Origin of the sequence: Streptomyces poriticola (assembly GCF_036689765.1) — a bacterium.
GTDB classification, from domain to species: Bacteria; Actinomycetota; Actinomycetes; order Streptomycetales; family Streptomycetaceae; genus Streptomyces; species Streptomyces poriticola.
Genome location: NZ_JBAGKH010000002.1, coordinates 198,084 through 215,069, shown reverse-complemented (window position 1 = coordinate 215,069; position 16,986 = coordinate 198,084). Strand labels below are relative to the sequence as shown.

Here is a 16,986-nt window from a genome sequence, read left to right as displayed (position 1 = left end):
GGGGCGGGGCGGTGATGCTCGCGCGACGGCTCGGGCACTCGTCCCCGGCTGTCACGCCTGGTTAATATGCTCATTTCGTGCCGGAAGCCGGAAGCAAGGCCGCACCGCGATGGAGCGTTCCGTGGAAGGCAAGGCAATCGAGCCCTGGGGCCTTGGAGCATGCTGAGAGAAGTCACCGCGACCCGCTACGTCGAGCCCCTGCGCTCCGGCGGCTCCGTGCCCGCCGTCGTCGAGGCCGACGACCTCGGGACGTACGTCGTGAAGTTCACCGGATCCGCGCAGGGCCGCAAGGCGCTGGTCGCCGAGGTGATCGTGGGTGAGCTGGCGCGGGCCCTGGGGCTGCGCTTCCCCGAGCTGGTGCTGGTGCACTTCGATCCGGCGATCGCCGGTCACGAGCCCCACCAGGAGGTGCGGGACCTGCACGGGGCGAGCTCCGGGGTCAATCTCGGCATGGACTTTCTGCCGGGCGCCAGGGACTTCACCCCCGAGCTGGCCGAGGCCTTGCGCGTCGATCCGCTGGAGGCGGGCCGGATCGTCTGGTTCGATGCGCTCACCGCCAATGTGGACCGCACCGTGCACAGCTCCAACCTGATGGTCTGGCCGACCCTGGGGACCGTGCCGCCGCGGCTGTGGCTGATCGACCACGGCGCCGCCCTCGTCTTCCACCACCGCTGGGAGGGCGCCGACCCGGCCAAGGCCTACGACCTGAGGCACCACGCCCTCGGCCACTACGCTCCCGATGTGCGCGCAGCCGACGCCGAACTGGCGCCCCGGGTGACGCTCGACCTGCTGCGCGCGGTCACGGCCGCGGTCCCCGACGCGTGGCTGGCCGGGGAGCGGGGCGGGGCGCCGGCGGAGGAGGTCCGCCGGGCGTACGTGGACCTGCTGCTCGCGCGTGTGCAGCTGTCCGGGGCCTGGCTCCCCACCGGCTTCCCCACCCGGGAGGAACTCGCCGCCGAGGAGGCACTGCGTGCGGCTCGCACCCGGCGGGGACGGCCGGACTGGCTCAAGCAGGTACCCGACCTGCACGGCAGGCCGGCGGTGCAACAGGACGGGACGGTGCATCCGCGATGACCCATCGAGTCCAGATCGAGTACTGCACGCAGTGCAGATGGCTGCCGCGGGCCGCGTGGCTGGCGCAGGAGCTGCTGACGACCTTCGAGGCCGACCTGACCGAGCTGGCGCTGAAGCCGGGCACGGGCGGGGTGTTCGTCGTCCGGGTGGACGACGAGGTGGTCTGGGACCGCCGTGAGCAGGGCTTCCCCGAGCCGACGGCGGTCAAGCGGGCGGTACGCGACCGAGTGGCCCCGGGAAGGACCCTGGGCCACTCGGAGCGTGCGGAGTGAGCGTGCGGAGCGAGCGTCAGCCCTTGAGCTGCTCGTACGCCGGCAGCGTCAGGAAGTCGGCGTAGTCGGCGTCGAGGGAGACGGTCAGCAGCAGGTCGTGCGCCTGCTGCCAGTTGCCGGCCGTGAAGGCCTCGTCGCCGAGCTCGGCGCGGATGTTCGCGAGCTCCTCGGCGGCGACCTTGCGGGCCAGCTCGGCGGTGACCTGCTCGCCGTTGTCGAGGACCACGCCGGCGTTGATCCACTGCCAGATCTGCGAGCGGGAGATCTCCGCGGTGGCCGCGTCCTCCATCAGGTTGAAGATGGCCACCGCGCCCAGACCGCGCAGCCAGGCCTCGATGTACCGGACGCCGACCTGGACGGCGTTGACCAGACCCGCGTAGGTCGGCTTGGCGTCCAGGGAGTCGATGGCGATCAGGTCGGCGGCCTCGACGTCGACGTCCTCGCGCAGCCGGTCCTTCTGGTTCGGCCGGTCGCCGAGCACCTTGTCGAAGGACTCCATGGCGATCGGCACCAGGTCGGGGTGGGCGACCCAGGAGCCGTCGAAGCCGTCGCCGGCCTCGCGGTCCTTGTCGGCGCGGACCTTCTCGAAGGCCACCTTGTTGACCTCGGCGTCGCGGCGGGAGGGGATGAAGGCCGCCATCCCGCCGATGGCGTGCGCACCGCGCTTGTGGCAGGTGCGGACCAGGAGTTCGGTGTAGGCCCGCATGAACGGGGCGGTCATCGTCACCGCGTTGCGGTCCGGCAGGACGAACCTCTCGCCTCCGTCCCGGAAGTTCTTGACGATGGAGAACAGGTAGTCCCAGCGGCCCGCGTTCAGCCCCGAGGCGTGGTCGCGCAGTTCGTAGAGGATCTCCTCCATCTCGTACGCGGCCGTGATCGTCTCGATCAGGACGGTGGCGCGGACGGTGCCCTGCGGGATGCCGACGTAGTCCTGGGCGAAGACGAAGATGTCGTTCCAGAGGCGGGCCTCCAGGTACGACTCGGTCTTCGGGAGGTAGAAGTACGGGCCCTTGCCGAGGTCCAGCAGCCGCTGGGCGTTGTGGAAGAAGTACAGGCCGAAGTCGACCAGGGCGCCGGGCACCGGGCGGCCGTCGAGCTGCAGGTGACGCTCGTTCAGGTGCCAGCCGCGCGGGCGCATGACGACGGTGGCGAGTTCCTCGTTCGCCTTCAGCGCGTAGGACTTGCCCGACCCCGGGTCGGTGAAGTCGATGCCGCGGGTGTACGCGTCGATCAGGTTGAGCTGGCCGAGGACGACGTTCTCCCAGGTCGGGGCGGAGGCGTCCTCGAAGTCGGCGAGCCAGACCCGGGCGCCCGAGTTGAGCGCGTTGATGGTCATCTTGCGGTCGGTGGGGCCGGTGATCTCGACCCGGCGGTCCTGGAGCGCGTCCGGAGCGGGGGCCACCTTCCAGGAGTCGTCCGCGCGGATCGCGGCGGTCTCCGGGAGGAAGTCGAGGGTGGAGGTGCGGGCGATCTCGGCGCGGCGCTCCGCGCGGCGGGCGAGGAGCTCGTCACGCCGGGGCGTGAACCGCCGGTGCAGCTCGGCCACGAAGGCGAGCGCCGCATCGGTGAGGACCTCCTCCTGCCGGGGCAGGGGCTCGGCGTCGACGATGGCCAGCGGGGACGGCGCTGGTGCGGACATGAGCTGTCACTTCCTTCAGCGAGCTACTTCGCGAGCTTCTTCGTGGCACGGGGTGTCAGGAGCCCGGACCGGGCCGGACACGCCTCGCAGAGCGGCGAGCCGCTTCTGAACAGTGGATAGTAGTTTTCTCATGGTGGAAGTACAAGGTGTGTTGATGTCGAGATTCTCCGGGTCGAGGCAAGGTGGCGCTCAGTGCCACGCCGTTCACTGCAGGTGGACGAGGTCCGCCTCGGTGTCGATGTCGAAGGGCCGGGCCACGTCACCGCACTCCACGAGTGCGATCGCCGCCTCGTGCTCCCTCAGGTAGGCGCGTGCCCCGCGGTCCCCGGTGGCGGCCATGGCGATGTCCGGCCAATGGGCCGCCCCGAGCAGCACCGGGTGGCCGCGCACCCCCGCGTACGCGGCCGAGGCCAGCGTCGTCTCGTCCCGGAACGCGGCCCGCACGCGCGCCACCGCCTCGGCGCCGATGCCCGGCTGGTCGACGAGCGAGACCACCGCCGCCCGCGCCCCCGTCCCGGCCAGTGACTCCAGTCCGGCCCGCAGTGACGACCCCATGCCCTGCTCCCAGCCCGGATTGTCGACCAGCACGCACCCCGGCAGGGCCGCCCGGTCGCGTACGGCATCGGCCCGCGCCCCCAGGACGACATGCACGCGGGCGCACCCGGCCGCGCGCAGGACATCGGCCGCGCGTTCGACGAGGAGTCGGCCACGGTGTTCGAGCAGGGCCTTGGGCCGTCCGCCGAGCCGTCGGCCGCCCCCTGCCGCCAGCAGCACCCCGGCGACCTGGTCTTCGTTGTCCGTCATGGGTCCTGCATACCGGACGACGGCATCGTCAGCCGGGCGAGCGCCCGGTTTCCGGAGGGCTGAATTTCGGCCCGCGCGGTGGCGCGGCCCACGCGGGGTGGCGTTTACTGGCCCGCGTCCCCGGCGCCCGAGCGAGCGCCCAGGGGGCGCTCGGCAGGTTCACCACGAGGGGCGCACAACGGAGTGCGAGGGGGAGGGCTGTGTTGCGGAGCTTGGGGCAGGGACGAGTGACCGCCGGTGACGAGGACATGAGGGTGACGGAGCTGCGGTCCGCCGTGGCCCGGCTGCGCCGCAGGCTCGCCCTGCTGCCGGCCGACTTTCCCGACCGCGCCGTCGCCGAGGACGAGCTCGCCGGCCTCGCCGCGATGACGGCGCAGGGCGTGCCCGAGGCGGCCCGGCTGCGCCGCTCCCTGCTGCTGATCGCCGGGGCCATCGGTTCGGTCAGCGCCCTGCGTCCCGGGCTGGCGGAGGTCCGCCGCGCCGTGGAGCTCTTCGGCGATCCACCGCGCCGGGGCTGACGGCCTGGGCCTGCCCGCCCCGGCGGCACCCGGCGGAGCGCTACCCGCCGTTCCCGTTGACGCCGGAGCTGAGCAGCGTCTCCGACAGCTCCGCCGCCACCTGCTGGAGCAGCGGCACGATCGTGTCGGTCTCGGCCTCCGTCACCCGGCCGGCCGGGCCGGAGATGGAGATGGCCGCGGCGGTGGGGGAGTCCGGCACGGAGACGGCCAGACAGCGCACGCCGATCTCCTGCTCGTTGTCGTCGACCGCGTACCCCTGACGCCGTACTTCCTCCAGCGCAGTGAGGAAGCCGTCCGGCGTCGTGATCGTCTTCTCCGTCGCGGCCGGCATGCCCGTCCGGTTGAGCAGCGCCCGCACCTCCTCCGGCGGGAAGTGGGCGAGCAGTGCCTTGCCGACGCCCGTGGAGTGCGGCAGGACGCGCCGGCCCACCTCGGTGAACATGCGCATCGAGTGCTTGGACGGCACCTGCGCCACGTACACGATCTCGTCGCCGTCGAGCAGTGCCATGTTCGCGGTCTCGCCGGTCTCCTCCACCAGCCGGGCCAGATGCGGGCGGGCCCAGGTGCCCAGCAGCCGGGAGGCGGATTCGCCGAGCCGGATCAGGCGCGGGCCGAGCGCATAGCGGCGGTTGGGCTGCTGGCGTACGTAGCCGCAGGCCACCAGTGTCCGCATCAGCCGGTGGATGGTGGGCAGCGGCAGTCCGCTGCTCGCGGAGAGCTCGCTCAGGCCGACCTCGCCACCCGCGTCCGCCATCCGTTCGAGCAGGTCGAAGGCGCGCTCCAGGGACTGGACACCACCGGTCGCGGGCCTGGCGGGGTCGGTGGTGCTGGCGCTGGACGTCGGCACGGCGCGGTTCCTTTCGGGGCGGACGGGAGGGCAGAAGCCTACCCGGGAGTCGGTTGACTCCCCGCTTGTACATAGCTACGTTCTGCTTGCTGGAATCTTAATTCCGCTTTGTGGAAATGTCCAGGGTGGATCCCCTGTGCGGCCCCCTGGGCAGTGTGCCTCTTGACGGCACGGAAGGGCGGAGCAAGACTCCTTCAACAGAACGTTGAATTCGCCGGGCCGGGACAGCTCCCGCCATGTCCTCCTCCCGGCGCGTGGGTCGGCGGCAGTACGGCGGCAGAGAGAGGGGTTCGGGTGTCCGAGGCTGAACTGGTGCTGCGCTCGACGCGTGTCATCACTCCCGAGGGGATGCGCGCGGCGTCGATCGCGGTGACCGGGGAGACGATCACGGCGGTCCTGCCCTACGACGCCCCCGTACCGGACGGCGCCCGGCTCGAGGACGTCGGCGACCACGTCGTCCTGCCCGGTCTGGTCGACACCCACGTGCACGTCAACGACCCGGGCCGCACCGAGTGGGAGGGCTTCTGGACCGCCACCCGAGCCGCGGCCGCCGGCGGCATCACCACCCTCGTCGACATGCCGCTCAACTCCCTCCCGCCGACCACCACCCTCGGCCATCTGCGCACCAAGCAGCGGGTCGCCGCCGACAAGGCGCACATCGACGTCGGCTTCTGGGGCGGCGCCCTGCCCGACAACGTCAAGGACCTGCGCCCGCTGCACGAGGCCGGCGTCTTCGGCTTCAAGGCGTTCCTGTCGCCGTCCGGCGTGGACGAGTTCCCGCATCTGGACCAGGAGCAGCTCGCCCGGTCGATGGCCGAGATCGCCGCCTTCGACGGCCTGCTCATCGTGCACGCCGAGGACCCGCACCACCTGGCCTCCGCCCCGCAGCAGGGCGGCCCCGAGTACGCGCACTTCCTCGCCAGCCGCCCGCGCGACGCCGAGGACACCGCCATCGCGAGCCTCATCGCGCAGGCCAAGCGGTTCGACGCGCGCGTCCATGTGCTGCACCTGTCCTCCGGTGACGCGCTGCCGATGATCGCCGAGGCCCGTGCCGCGGGCGTCCGCCTCACCGTCGAGACCTGCCCTCACTATCTGACCCTCACCGCCGAGGAGGTCCCGGACGGGGCGAGCGAGTTCAAGTGCTGCCCGCCGATCCGCGAGGCCGCCAACCAGGACCTGCTGTGGCAGGCCCTGGCGGACGGCACCGTCGACTGCGTGGTCACCGACCACTCGCCGTCCACCACCGACCTGAAGACGAGAGACTTCGCCACCGCCTGGGGCGGCATCTCCGGCCTCCAGCTGAGCCTGCCCGCCATGTGGACCGCGGCCCGCGAGCGCGGCCACGGCCTGGAGGACGTCGTCCGCTGGATGTCCGCGCGCACCGCGGGCCTGGTCGGCCTGGACCGCAAGGGCGCCATCGAGACGGGTCGCGACGCCGACTTCGCGGTACTCGACCCGGACGAGACCTTCGTCGTCGACCCGGCCGCCCTCCAGCACCGCAACCGCGTCACGGCCTATGCGGGCCGCAGGCTGTACGGCGTCGTGAAGTCGACCTGGCTGCGCGGCCGGCGCATCGTCGCCGACGGCGACTTCACCGAGCCGGAGGGGCAGCTCCTCACCCGGACCACCTGACCACCCGCCGCCCCCGCGCAGCGCCCGAGACACCGAAAGGCAGGCCCAGATCACCGTGACGGCCATCACCAGCTTCACCGGCGACGCCAACCCCTACCGGGGCGGCGACCCGTACGCGGACTACCGCACGGCCGACCTCCCCTTCACCCACCATGCCAACCTCGCCGACCGTCAGCTCGGCGCCGGGGTCGTCGCGGCCAACGACGAGTTCTTCGCCCAGCGCGAGAACCTGCTGGTGCCCGAGCGCGCCGAGTTCGACCCCGAGCACTTCGGGCACAAGGGCAAGGTCATGGACGGCTGGGAGACCCGCCGGCGCCGCGGGGTCTCCGCCGAGCATCCCTGGCCGGCCGAGGGCGACCACGACTGGGCACTGATCCGGCTCGGCGCCCCCGGGGTGATCCGCGGCATCGTCGTCGACACCGCCCACTTCCGCGGCAACTACCCCCAGGCGGTCTCCGTCGAGGGCACCTGCCTGCCGGGCTCCCCGTCGCCGGAGGAACTGCTCGCCGACGACGTCAAGTGGACCTCTCTGGTCGCGCGCACCCCGGTCGGCGGCCACGCGGCCAACGGCTTCGCCGTCTCCGCCGAGCAGTGCTTCACGCACCTGCGCGTCAAGCAGCACCCCGACGGTGGCATCGCCCGGCTGCGCGTGCACGGCGAGGTGCTGCCCGACCCGGAGTGGCTCCGGGCCCTCGGCACCTTCGACGTGGTCGCGCTGGAGAACGGCGGCCGGGTCGAGGACGCCTCCAACCTCTTCTACTCGCCGGCCACCAACACCATCCAGCCCGGCCGCTCCCGCAAGATGGACGACGGCTGGGAGACCCGCCGCCGCCGCGACCAGGGCAACGACTGGATCCGCTACCGCCTGGTGGACCGCGCGCAGATCCGTGCCGTCGAGATCGACACCGCGTATCTGAAGGGCAACAGCGCCGGCTGGGCGTCGGTGTCGGTGAAGGACGGTGCGGACGGTGAGTGGCGCGAGATCCTGCCGCGCACCCGGATGCAGCCCGACACCGCCCACCGCTTCGTCCTGCGGGAGCCGGCCGCCGGCACCCACGCACGGATCGACATCTTCCCCGACGGCGGCATCTCCCGCCTGCGCCTGTTCGGCTCCCTGACCGAGGACGGCGCGGCCCGGCTGGCCGCCCGCCACCAGGAACTCGGCGGCTGAACAGGCCTCCACGACCCGTGGGGCGCGTCGGCCCGGACAGCACCGGCGCGCCCCACGCGCATCATCCCGCCACCGGCGTCACGCCGCGTGGCCGCCGTCCACCGCGCACTCCGCCCCGGTGACCCGGACGGCCGATGCCCGTCCGCGGCCGCCGCGCGCGGCGGGGCAGCGACGCCGATCCGGCCGCGACCGATGAGTTGCGGGCGCCGGAGGGGTCTGACCTGATGACCGCAGAACCCTCCGCGCACCGAAAGGCAGGGCACCCGCCATGGGCAAGCTCGTTGTCAACACCTTCGTCTCCCTCGACGGCGTCTACCAGGGGCCGGGCGGCCCGGACGAGGACACCCGCGACGGCTTCGCCCAGGGCGGCTGGGTCGTCCCGTACATCGACGACGACTTCGGCCGGTTCGTCGACGGCGTCTTCTCCCGGGTGAGCGCCTTCCTCCTCGGCCGTCGCACCTACGACATCTTCGCCGCCTACTGGCCGAAGACGACCGACCCCGCCGACCCGATCGCCACGCCGCTGAACGCCCTGCCGAAGTACGTCGTCTCCAGCACTCTGACCGACCCCGCGTGGGAGGGCTCCACCGTGGTCCGCGGCGACCTCGCCAAGGAGGTCACCGCGCTCAAGGAGCGCACCGACGGCGAGCTCCAGGTGCACGGAAGCGGGGCCCTCGCGCACTCACTGTTCGCGCTCGGCCTGGTCGACACCCTCCATCTGCTGACCTTCCCGGTCGTGCTCGGCGCCGGCCGCCGGCTGTTCGCCGAGGGCGCCGCCCCGGCCGCCTTCCGGCACACCGGCGGCCACGTCACCGGCAAGGGTGTCTCCATCCAGTCGTACGACTTCGCGGGCCGCCCGGAGTACGGGTCGATCGACCTCCCGGAGAACGCCTGAGCGCTCTCCTGGAAGTGCCGCGCCATGCCGTCGCTCGTCCGCGGTGCCGTCGTGGCCGGCCGCGCAGTTCCCCGCGCCACTTCAGGGCGCTGCCGAACCGCAGCGGACTTCGCCCGACGTCCTTGGGACGGTCCCCGCCGCGGCGGTGCTCAGCCGGACGTCCGGCTCGCCGCGGCGGAGAACAGCGCCGCACCGAGCGCCAGCAGTGCGACGCTCGCATAGACCTCGTAGCCGTCGAGGAAACCGATCCGCTGCACCAGGCCCCAGTGCCAGTCGGTGAACTCGTGCAGCAGGCCCGCCACGCCCTGCACCACTGCGAGGAAACCCAGGAACTCCAGCAACTGCTTCATGCCGCCGACTCTCGCCCCCGGGGCCCCGCACGCGCATCGGGCGTCGGACCGTCCCGGACCGACGGAGGTCGCCGTGCCACGGGCGGCCGGTCCGCCGAAAGTCTGCGGTGCCGCGACTTCGGTCGGTGATCCGGCCGGCGCCGCGGTCGGCCGACCCGGAGCTGCGTAGATTTGTCGACTGTGAGGACAGACAAGCCGCCGCAGACCGTCGCCCCGCCCCTCCCGGGGCGGCGCTGGATGCTGCCGTCGTCGCTGATCGCGGAGCTGGACCCGGACGGAGGCCGGACCGGCGCCCGGCGGCCCCGGCGCACCGTGCGCGACTGGCTCGTCGACTTCGGCTGCTTTCTGCTCGCGGTCGCGATCGGCCTGCTGGCCGCCGACGCACTCGAGAACGAACCGAACCTCCCGCGGGCCATGGAGATCACCGACCAGACGGCCGGCGCGCTGGCCTGCGCCGCCGTCTGGCTGCGGCGCCGCTGGCCCGTCGGGCTCGCGGCGGCCATGGTGCCGGTCTCGTTCCTCTCGGCCACGGCGGGCGGTGCCGCCCTGGTCGCGCTGTACACGCTCGCCGTGCACCGGCCGTTCCGGTACGTGGCCTGGGTCGGGGGCGCCTTCCTGGCGCTGCAGCCGCTGTACTACTGGCTGCGTCCCGAGCCCGGACTGAACTACTTCGCGTCCGTCGTCTTCGGCTCCGTGATCCTCGGCGCGGTGGCCGGCTGGGGCATGCTCGCCCGCTCCAGACGGCAGCTCCTGCTGAGCCTGCGGGACCGGGCCCGACGCGCGGAGACCGAGGCCCGGCTCCGCTCCGAGCAGGCGCAGCGGCTCGCCCGTGAGGCGATCGCCCGGGAGATGCACGACGTGCTCGCGCACCGGCTGACGCTGCTCAGCGTGCACGCCGGTGCCCTGGAGTTCCGGCCGGACGCGCCCCGCGAGGAGGTGGCCCGCGCGGCGGGCGTCATCCGGGAGAGCGCGCACGAGGCGCTGCAGGACCTGCGGGAGATCATCGGCGTGCTGCGGACCGGCGACTCCGACGAGGCCGGTCGCCCCCAGCCCACGCTCGCGGCGCTCGACGTGCTGGTCGCCGAGTCCCGCCGGGCAGGCATGAAGGTGACCCTGGCCGGACACGTCACCCACCCCGCCGCCGTCCCGGTCTCGGTCGGCCGCACCGCCTACCGCATCGTCCAGGAGGCGCTGACCAACGCCCGCAAGCACGCTCCCGGCACCGAGGTCTCGGTGTCGGTCACCGGCGCCGAGGGCGACGGACTCACCGTGGCCGTGCGCAACACGCCGCCGGGGGCGGACGTGCCGCACGTCCCCGGCTCCGGCCAGGGCCTGATCGGGCTCGCCGAACGTGCCACCCTGGCCGGCGGCACCCTGGCGCACGGCCCGACGGGCGACGGCGGGTTCGAGGTACGCGCGTGGCTGCCGGGGCGGTGAGCGCGGGAGGGACCGGCCCTGGCGCCACGCGCCCCCGGCCCGCCGTGGTTACGTAGGCCGCATGACTGCGATCAGAGTGCTCCTCGTCGACGACGACCCGCTGGTGCGGGCCGGGCTGTCCTTCATGATGGGCGGCGCGGACGACATCGAGATCGTCGGCGAGGCGGGCGACGGCTCCGAGGTCGAGGAACTGGTCGACCGCACCCGCCCGGACGTCGTGCTGATGGACATCCGGATGCCGGCGATGGACGGTCTGACCGCGACCGAGCGGCTGCGCGCCGGAGAGGACGCGCCGCAGGTCGTCGTACTGACCACGTTCCACGCCGACGAGCAGGTACTGCGGGCCCTGCGTGCCGGCGCCGCCGGGTTCGTCCTCAAGGACACCCCGCCCGCCGCGATCGTGGACGCCGTGCGCAAGGTCGCGTCCGGCGACCCCGTACTGTCGCCCAGCGTGACCCGGCGGCTCATGGAGCAGGCGGCGGGCACCACCGCCGACACGCGGCTCACGCGCGCGCGTGAGCGCATCGCCGTGCTCAACGACCGGGAGCGCGAGGTCGCCGTCGCGGTCGGCCGCGGCCTGGCCAACGCCGAGATCGCGGCGCAGCTGTTCATGAGCGTCGCCACCGTCAAGACCCACGTCTCCCGCATCCTGGCCAAGCTGGACCTCAACAACCGGGTGCAGATCGCCCTGCTGGCCTACGACGCGGGGCTGCTGGAGGAACCCGACGGGGACGGGGCGGCGGGGTAGCGGCCTCGGCGTGGCGCGGTGCTCCGCGCCGGGCCCGGCCGCGCGACGGTACGGGACCGGCTCCGCCGCGTGCCGCCACGTGAGGGGCCCGGCCGCACGACGCCACGGACCCACCACGCATCGGGCCACCACGGCCAGGCCCTCGGCGCGCCCGCCACAGGTCCGGTTCCGTGGTGGCGCGGCACGGCGCTGCGGGACCGGTCCGCCGCGCGGTGCCGCGGGCGCGGACCGGTTCGGTGGTGCGGGCGCGGACCGGCTCGGTGGTGCGGCGTGGCACGGGGGTCACGGGTATCGCGGTCGGGCGCGCGGCCGTCACCGGTCCGCACCGGGAATCTCCGCCGGCCGCACCGGCCGTCGTTCGCGCCGGGACATCTCGCAGGCCTCGGCGATCCGCAACGCCTCCAGCGCGGCCCGGCCGTCGCACGGGTTGGCCCGCTCGCCCCGGACCACCTCGACGAACGCCGAGAGCTCCGCCTCGTAGGCGGGCCCGAACCGCTCCACGAACCCCGTCCACGGCTTGTCCGCGGCCGGCGGCCCGGTCGGCTCGGTCGACGCGATCGGAGTACGGTCGTCCAGCCCGACGACGATCTGGTCCCGCTCCCCGGCGATCTCCATACGCACGTCGTACCCGGCGCCGTTCAGCCGCGTGGCGGTCACCGTGGCCAGCGTGCCGTCGTCCAGGGTGAGCAGCGCAGCGCCCGTGTCCACGTCGTCCGCCGAGCGGAAGACCGCGGGTCCGGCGTCGGACCCGACCGCGTACACGTCCACGACCTCCCGCCCGGTCACCCAGCGCAGTACGTCGAAGTCGTGGATCAGCGTGTCGCGGTAGAGCCCGCCGGACAGCGCCAGATACGCCTCCGGCGGCGGCTCCCGGTCGCTGGTCACTGCCCGCACGGTGTGCAGCCGGCCGAGCCGCCCGGAGCGCACGGCCTCCCGGGCCCCGGTGTACCCGGCGTCGAAGCGGCGCTGGAAGCCCATCTGCAGGACCGTCCCGGCCGTCTCCACCTCGGCGATCGCCTGCAGGGTGCCCGGCAGGTCCGGGGCCACGGGCTTCTCGCAGAAGACCGGCAGCCCCGAGCGTGCCGCCCGGCCGATCAGATCGGCGTGCGCCGAGGTCGCCGCGGTGATCACCACGGCGTCCACACCCCAGCGGAACACCTCGTCGACGCCCGGAGCGGCCGTCTCGCCCAGCCGGTGGGCCAGCTCCTGGGCGCGCGCCGGATCCGCGTCCGTGAGGATCAGCGAGCCGACGTCGCGATGACGGCTGAGCGTGTTCGCATGCACGGTGCCGATCCGCCCCGTACCGATGACCCCGATGCGCATGGAATCAAAGTGAGCCACCACCCGCACCCTGTCAATCCGTATGTCCGGACAACCGAACTACACGACTTCCCGTCATCAGCGCACGGAGCTACGCTCGGGCCGTGCCGAAACCAGATGTGGACCCCACCGTGCCGCTCGACCTCAGCGTGGACCGGAGCAGTCCGGTGCCGCTGTACTTCCAGCTGTCCCAGCAGCTGGAGGCGGCGATCGAGCACGGTGCGCTGACCCCGGGCAGCCTGCTGGGCAACGAGATCGATCTCGCCGCGCGGCTCGGCCTGTCCCGGCCCACCGTGCGGCAGGCCATCCAGTCACTGGTCGACAAGGGGCTGCTGGTGCGCCGGCGCGGCGTCGGAACCCAGGTCGTGCACAGCCAGGTGAAGCGCCCGCTGGAGCTGAGCAGCCTCTACGACGACCTGGAGGCGGCAGGACAGCGCCCGGCCACGAAGGTGCTGGTCAACACGGTGGTGCCGGCGAGTACCGAGGTCGCCGCCGCGCTCGGCGTGGCCGAGGGGAGCGAGGTGCACCGCGTGGAGAGGCTGCGCCTCGCACACGGCGAGCCGATGGCGCACCTGTGCAACTACCTGCCGCACGGGCTGATCGACCTGGACACCGACCAGTTGCAGGCCACCGGCCTGTACCGGTTGATGCGCACCGCCGGGATCACCCTGCACAGCGCCCGCCAGTCGATCGGGGCCCGCTCCGCCACCGCCGCCGAGGCCGAGCGGCTCGGTGAGCCGGAGGGCGCCCCGCTGCTGACCATGCAGCGCACCACGTACGACGACACCGGCCGCGCGGTCGAGTTCGGCGCGCACACCTACCGGCCGTCCCGCTACTCCTTCGAGTTCCAGCTGCTCGTCCGGTCGTGAGCCACCGCCACGGCACCGCACCGCCACGGCACCGCACCGCCACGGCACCGCACCGCCACGGCGCCGTCACGGGCTCGCACGCCCCCTCGCCGGACTTCGTCGGCACTTCCCGGCCCCGTGAATGTCCGGACAACCTGATGGGTGGATGTCCGGGTGAGGCGCGCGGGTCCGTCCCGATGACGGACAATGGGGCGTTTGGGGCCGGAGTGGCTGATCCCGGCCCCTTGCGTACGACTGAGCACGGCAAGAAGGGCACGGCCTCGTGGCACGGTTTCGGACCTGGGCAGGCATCGCGCTGGCAGGAGTGTTGTCGCTCACCGCGTTGACGACGGCCGGATGCAGCAGCACCGGCGGCAAGCGCGCCGAGGACGCCCGCAAGGCCGCAGCGGCCGAGGGGAAGGCGGCGGTCGACACCCCCCGCTGGACCTTCGCGATGATCACTCACTCCGGTGACGGCGACACGTTCTGGGACATCGTCCAGAGCGGTGCCGAGCAGGCCGCCGTCAAGGACAACATCAACTTCCTGTACTCCCACGACGACGAGGCCCAGCAGCAGGCGCAGCTGGTGGACGCGGCCGTGGACAAGAAGGTCGACGGCATCATCGTCTCGCTGGCCAAGCCCGACGCCATGAGGTCCGCGGTCGCCCGCGCGGTCGAGGCCGGGATCCCCGTGATCACGGTGAACTCCGGCTCGGCCGAGTCCAGGGAGTTCGGTGCGCTCACGCACATCGGCCAGGACGAGACGATCGCCGGTGAGGCCGTCGGCGAGGAGCTGAACGAGCGAGGGCGCAGGAAGGCGGTCTGCGTCCTGCACGAGCAGGGCAACGTCGGCCACGAGCAGCGCTGCGACGGTGTCGAGGACAGCTTCGACGGCACGGTCGAGCGTCTCTACGTCAACGGCACCAGCATGCCGGACGTGCAGTCGACCCTGGAGGCCAAGCTCCAGACCGACCGCTCCGTGGACGCGGTGGTCACCCTCGGCGCCCCGTACGCCGACACCGCCGTCAAGGCCAGGCAGAGCGCGGGCAGCGACGCCGAGATCGACACCTTCGACCTGAACGCCAAGGTCGCCGCGGGGCTCGAGGACGGCACGCTCGGCTTCGCGGTCGATCAGCAGCCCTACCTCCAGGGCTACCAGGCGGTCGACCTGCTGTGGCTGTACAAGTACAACGCCGATGTCCTCGGGGGCGGCCGGCCGGTGCTCACCGGGCCGCAGATCATCACGAAGGACGAGGCCGCCGCGCTCGAGGACTACACGAAGCGGGGCACGCGATGAAGCCCACCGCGGACACCGCGGACACCGAGCACGTCGGCGGTGCCGGGGGTGCCGGGGGTGCCACGGACGCCGCGTCCGTCCCGGTTGCCGCAGACGGCGCGACCGGCGCGGCCCTCCCCCGTGTCGACGAAAGGATTCTGCAGACCTCCGCGCTGCGGAGGCTCCTCGGCCGCCCCGAGCTCGGCTCGGTCGTCGGCGCGATCGCGGTCTTCCTGTTCTTCGCGGTGGCCGCCGACGGGTTCCTGCACCCCTCCAGCCTCAGCACGGTGCTGTACGCCGCCTCCACCATCGGCATCATGGCGGTCCCGGTCGCGCTGCTGATGATCGGCGGAGAGTTCGACCTGTCCGCCGGTGTCCTGGTCACCTCGTCGGCGCTGCTGTCGTCGATGTTCAGCTACCAGATGACCGCCAACGTCTGGGCGGGTGTGGGCGTGTCCCTGCTGGCCACTCTGGCGATCGGGGCCTTCAACGGCATCATGCTGACCCGCACGAAGCTGCCCAGCTTCATCATCACGCTCGGCACCTTCCTGATGCTGACCGGTCTGAACCTCGGCTTCACCAAGCTGATCGGCGGCACCGTCTCCACCAGGACCATCGCCGACATGGAGGGCTTCCCCAGCGCCCGCGCCGTCTTCGCCTCGACGTTCACCGTCGGCGGCGTCGGCTTCAAGGTCACCGTCCTGTGGTGGCTCGCCCTGGTCGCCGTCGCCAGCTGGATCCTGCTGCGCACCCGCGCCGGCAACTGGATCTTCGCGGTCGGCGGCAACAAGGACGCGGCCCGCGCGGTCGGCGTCCCGGTCGCCCGGACCAGGACCGGCCTCTACATGGGTGTGGCCCTCGGCGCCTGGGTCGCCGGACAGCACCTGCTCTTCTCCTACGACGTCGTCCAGTCCGGCGAGGGTGTGGGCAACGAGCTGATCTACATCATCGCGGCCGTCATCGGCGGCTGTCTGATCACCGGCGGGTACGGCAGTGCCGTCGGCTCGGCGGTCGGGGCGCTCATCTTCGGCATGACCAGCAAGGGCATCGTCTTCGCCGAGTGGAACCCCGACTGGTTCAAGTTCTTCCTCGGAGCCATGCTGCTCCTCGCGGCCCTGCTCAACGCCTGGGTCCGCAAGCGCGCGGAGGCCACGACATGACACGGGCACAGACGCAGTCGCAGGCACAGATACAGGCACAGATACAGGCACAGATACAGGCACAGGCGCGGACGCAGCGCGCGGGCCGTACGCCGCTCGTGGAGCTGTCCGGCGTCGGCAAGCACTACGGCAACGTCCGCGCACTCGAGGGCGTCTCGCTGGAGGTCCACCCCGGCGAGATCACCTGTGTGCTGGGCGACAACGGTGCCGGCAAGTCCACCCTCATAAAGATCATCGCGGGTCTGCACCAGCACGACGCCGGCACCCTGCGGATCGAGGGCGAGGACACCCGGCTGTCCTCCCCGCGCGAGGCCCTGGACCGCGGCATCGCCACCGTCTACCAGGACCTCGCCGTCGTCCCCCTGATGCCGGTCTGGCGCAACTTCTTCCTCGGCTCCGAACCGCGCAGGGGCACCGGCCCCTTCCGGCGCATGGACGTCGACCTCATGCGCCGCACGACCCGCACCGAACTCCTCCGCATGGGCATCGACCTGCGCGACGTCGACCAGCCCATCGGCACCCTCTCCGGCGGCGAACGCCAGTGCGTGGCGATCGCCCGCGCGGTGTACTTCGGCGCCAAGGTCCTGATCCTGGACGAGCCGACGGCCGCGCTGGGCGTCAAGCAGTCCGGGGTGGTCCTGAAGTACGTGGCGGCGGCCCGGGACCAGGGCCTGGGCGTGGTCCTGATCACCCACAACCCGCACCACGCGTATCTGGTGGGGGACCGGTTCGTGCTGCTGAGGCGGGGGACGATGGCGGGGAACCACACCCGGGACGAGATCACGCTGGACGAACTGACCCGCCAGATGGCGGGCGGCAGCGACCTGGACGACCTGCGCCACGAACTGCAGCGCCGCTGAGGGCCGCGGGACCGTGGCGGCCGGTGCTCCGCCGCGCGGGCGCCACCGGCCGCGTCGAGACCCGCACCCGGCGGTGATCCGCACAATCCACCCGCTGTCCCGTTCGGCACCCTGCGGAGCCGTGCGGCACAATCG

Annotated in this window: 17 protein-coding genes; 12 read left to right on the top strand and 5 right to left on the bottom strand. The window is 72.5% G+C overall.

Annotated features, from left to right (window positions below; genetic code table 11):
- The first annotated feature begins 159 nt into the window (after positions 1 to 159).
- Together V5O46_RS03650 and V5O46_RS03645 are read left to right on the top strand one after the other, a co-directional pair.
- Entirely contained in the window at positions 160 to 1,074 is a 915-nt protein-coding gene (locus V5O46_RS03650) for a HipA family kinase (protein WP_332882922.1), read from the top strand.
- Complete coding sequence (locus tag V5O46_RS03645; protein ID WP_332882921.1) at positions 1,071 to 1,346, top strand: SelT/SelW/SelH family protein; 276 nt, start codon at positions 1,071 to 1,073, stop codon at positions 1,344 to 1,346. The genes V5O46_RS03650 and V5O46_RS03645 overlap by 4 nt, the downstream gene beginning before the upstream one ends.
- A 16-nt stretch (positions 1,347 to 1,362) precedes the next feature.
- Here V5O46_RS03645 and aceB read toward each other — a convergent pair whose 3' ends face one another.
- Together aceB and V5O46_RS03635 are read right to left on the bottom strand one after the other, a co-directional pair.
- Positions 1,363 to 2,985, bottom strand: coding sequence for a malate synthase A (gene aceB / locus V5O46_RS03640; protein WP_332882920.1), 1,623 nt, complete (start codon positions 2,983 to 2,985; stop codon positions 1,363 to 1,365).
- Positions 2,986 to 3,189: 204 nt separating this feature from the next.
- The gene (locus V5O46_RS03635; protein ID WP_332882919.1) at positions 3,190 to 3,789 is read right to left on the bottom strand and encodes a nucleotidyltransferase family protein; all 600 of its coding nucleotides are present in this window, start codon (positions 3,787 to 3,789) and stop codon (positions 3,190 to 3,192) included.
- A 200-nt stretch (positions 3,790 to 3,989) separates the two neighbouring features.
- Here V5O46_RS03635 and V5O46_RS03630 point away from each other — a divergent pair, with 200 nt between their 5' ends.
- Entirely contained in the window at positions 3,990 to 4,307 is a 318-nt protein-coding gene (locus V5O46_RS03630; RefSeq protein WP_332882918.1) for a DUF5955 family protein, read from the top strand.
- A 40-nt stretch (positions 4,308 to 4,347) separates the two neighbouring features.
- On the opposite strand, the gene V5O46_RS03625 is transcribed toward V5O46_RS03630, so the two are convergent.
- Positions 4,348 to 5,154: an IclR family transcriptional regulator gene (locus V5O46_RS03625; protein WP_332882917.1), complete on the bottom strand. Its 807-nt coding sequence runs from the start codon at positions 5,152 to 5,154 to the stop codon at positions 4,348 to 4,350.
- Positions 5,155 to 5,448: 294 nt separating this feature from the next.
- Here V5O46_RS03625 and allB point away from each other — a divergent pair, with 294 nt between their 5' ends.
- The 3 genes from allB (at position 5,449) to V5O46_RS03610 (ending at position 8,852) form a co-directional block, all read left to right on the top strand.
- Complete coding sequence (gene allB, locus V5O46_RS03620; protein WP_332882916.1) at positions 5,449 to 6,786, top strand: allantoinase AllB; 1,338 nt, start codon at positions 5,449 to 5,451, stop codon at positions 6,784 to 6,786.
- Positions 6,787 to 6,841: 55 nt separating this feature from the next.
- Positions 6,842 to 7,957: an allantoicase gene (gene alc / locus V5O46_RS03615; RefSeq protein ID WP_332882915.1), complete on the top strand. Its 1,116-nt coding sequence runs from the start codon at positions 6,842 to 6,844 to the stop codon at positions 7,955 to 7,957.
- 268 nt (positions 7,958 to 8,225) lie between these two features.
- Positions 8,226 to 8,852 (top strand): dihydrofolate reductase family protein, encoded by a 627-nt coding sequence (locus tag V5O46_RS03610; protein WP_332882914.1) that lies wholly within the window; start codon positions 8,226 to 8,228, stop codon positions 8,850 to 8,852.
- 149 nt (positions 8,853 to 9,001) lie between these two features.
- On the opposite strand, the gene V5O46_RS03605 is transcribed toward V5O46_RS03610, so the two are convergent.
- Entirely contained in the window at positions 9,002 to 9,202 is a 201-nt protein-coding gene (locus tag V5O46_RS03605; protein WP_332882913.1) for a hypothetical protein, read from the bottom strand.
- Between the two features lie 237 nt (positions 9,203 to 9,439).
- On the opposite strand from V5O46_RS03605, the gene V5O46_RS03600 reads away from it, so the two are divergent.
- A complete protein-coding gene (locus V5O46_RS03600; protein WP_332883198.1) occupies positions 9,440 to 10,639 on the top strand; it encodes a sensor histidine kinase in 1,200 nt (399 codons plus the stop codon).
- 61 nt (positions 10,640 to 10,700) lie between these two features.
- Positions 10,701 to 11,387: a response regulator transcription factor gene (locus V5O46_RS03595; protein WP_332882912.1), complete on the top strand. Its 687-nt coding sequence runs from the start codon at positions 10,701 to 10,703 to the stop codon at positions 11,385 to 11,387.
- A gap of 312 nt (positions 11,388 to 11,699) precedes the next feature.
- Here the strand turns inward: V5O46_RS03595 and V5O46_RS03590 are convergent, their stop codons facing one another.
- Positions 11,700 to 12,710, bottom strand: coding sequence for a Gfo/Idh/MocA family protein (locus V5O46_RS03590; RefSeq protein ID WP_332882911.1), 1,011 nt, complete (start codon positions 12,708 to 12,710; stop codon positions 11,700 to 11,702).
- Positions 12,711 to 12,838: 128 nt separating this feature from the next.
- Here V5O46_RS03590 and V5O46_RS03585 point away from each other — a divergent pair, with 128 nt between their 5' ends.
- The 4 genes from V5O46_RS03585 (at position 12,839) to V5O46_RS03570 (ending at position 16,851) form a co-directional block, all read left to right on the top strand.
- The gene (locus tag V5O46_RS03585; RefSeq protein WP_332883197.1) at positions 12,839 to 13,576 is read left to right on the top strand and encodes a GntR family transcriptional regulator; all 738 of its coding nucleotides are present in this window, start codon (positions 12,839 to 12,841) and stop codon (positions 13,574 to 13,576) included.
- Positions 13,577 to 13,838: 262 nt separating this feature from the next.
- A complete protein-coding gene (locus V5O46_RS03580) occupies positions 13,839 to 14,852 on the top strand; it encodes a sugar ABC transporter substrate-binding protein (RefSeq protein WP_332882910.1) in 1,014 nt (337 codons plus the stop codon).
- Positions 14,849 to 15,991: an ABC transporter permease gene (locus tag V5O46_RS03575; protein WP_332882909.1), complete on the top strand. Its 1,143-nt coding sequence runs from the start codon at positions 14,849 to 14,851 to the stop codon at positions 15,989 to 15,991. The genes V5O46_RS03580 and V5O46_RS03575 overlap by 4 nt, the downstream gene beginning before the upstream one ends.
- Positions 15,958 to 16,851, top strand: coding sequence for an ATP-binding cassette domain-containing protein (locus tag V5O46_RS03570; protein WP_408648899.1), 894 nt, complete (start codon positions 15,958 to 15,960; stop codon positions 16,849 to 16,851). The genes V5O46_RS03575 and V5O46_RS03570 overlap by 34 nt, the downstream gene beginning before the upstream one ends.
- Positions 16,852 to 16,986 lie beyond the last annotated feature (135 nt).

Coding starts and splice junctions, on each gene's coding strand:
- V5O46_RS03650 (WP_332882922.1), top strand. CDS start 160: ATGCTGAGAGAAGTCACCGCGACCCGCTACGTCGAGCCCCTGCGCTCC.
- V5O46_RS03645 (WP_332882921.1), top strand. CDS start 1,071: ATGACCCATCGAGTCCAGATCGAGTACTGCACGCAGTGCAGATGGCTG.
- aceB (WP_332882920.1), bottom strand. CDS start 2,985: ATGTCCGCACCAGCGCCGTCCCCGCTGGCCATCGTCGACGCCGAGCCC.
- V5O46_RS03635 (WP_332882919.1), bottom strand. CDS start 3,789: ATGACGGACAACGAAGACCAGGTCGCCGGGGTGCTGCTGGCGGCAGGG.
- V5O46_RS03610 (WP_332882914.1), top strand. CDS start 8,226: ATGGGCAAGCTCGTTGTCAACACCTTCGTCTCCCTCGACGGCGTCTAC.
- V5O46_RS03605 (WP_332882913.1), bottom strand. CDS start 9,202: ATGAAGCAGTTGCTGGAGTTCCTGGGTTTCCTCGCAGTGGTGCAGGGC.
- V5O46_RS03600 (WP_332883198.1), top strand. CDS start 9,440: ATGCTGCCGTCGTCGCTGATCGCGGAGCTGGACCCGGACGGAGGCCGG.
- V5O46_RS03595 (WP_332882912.1), top strand. CDS start 10,701: ATGACTGCGATCAGAGTGCTCCTCGTCGACGACGACCCGCTGGTGCGG.
- V5O46_RS03590 (WP_332882911.1), bottom strand. CDS start 12,710: ATGCGCATCGGGGTCATCGGTACGGGGCGGATCGGCACCGTGCATGCG.
- V5O46_RS03575 (WP_332882909.1), top strand. CDS start 14,849: ATGAAGCCCACCGCGGACACCGCGGACACCGAGCACGTCGGCGGTGCC.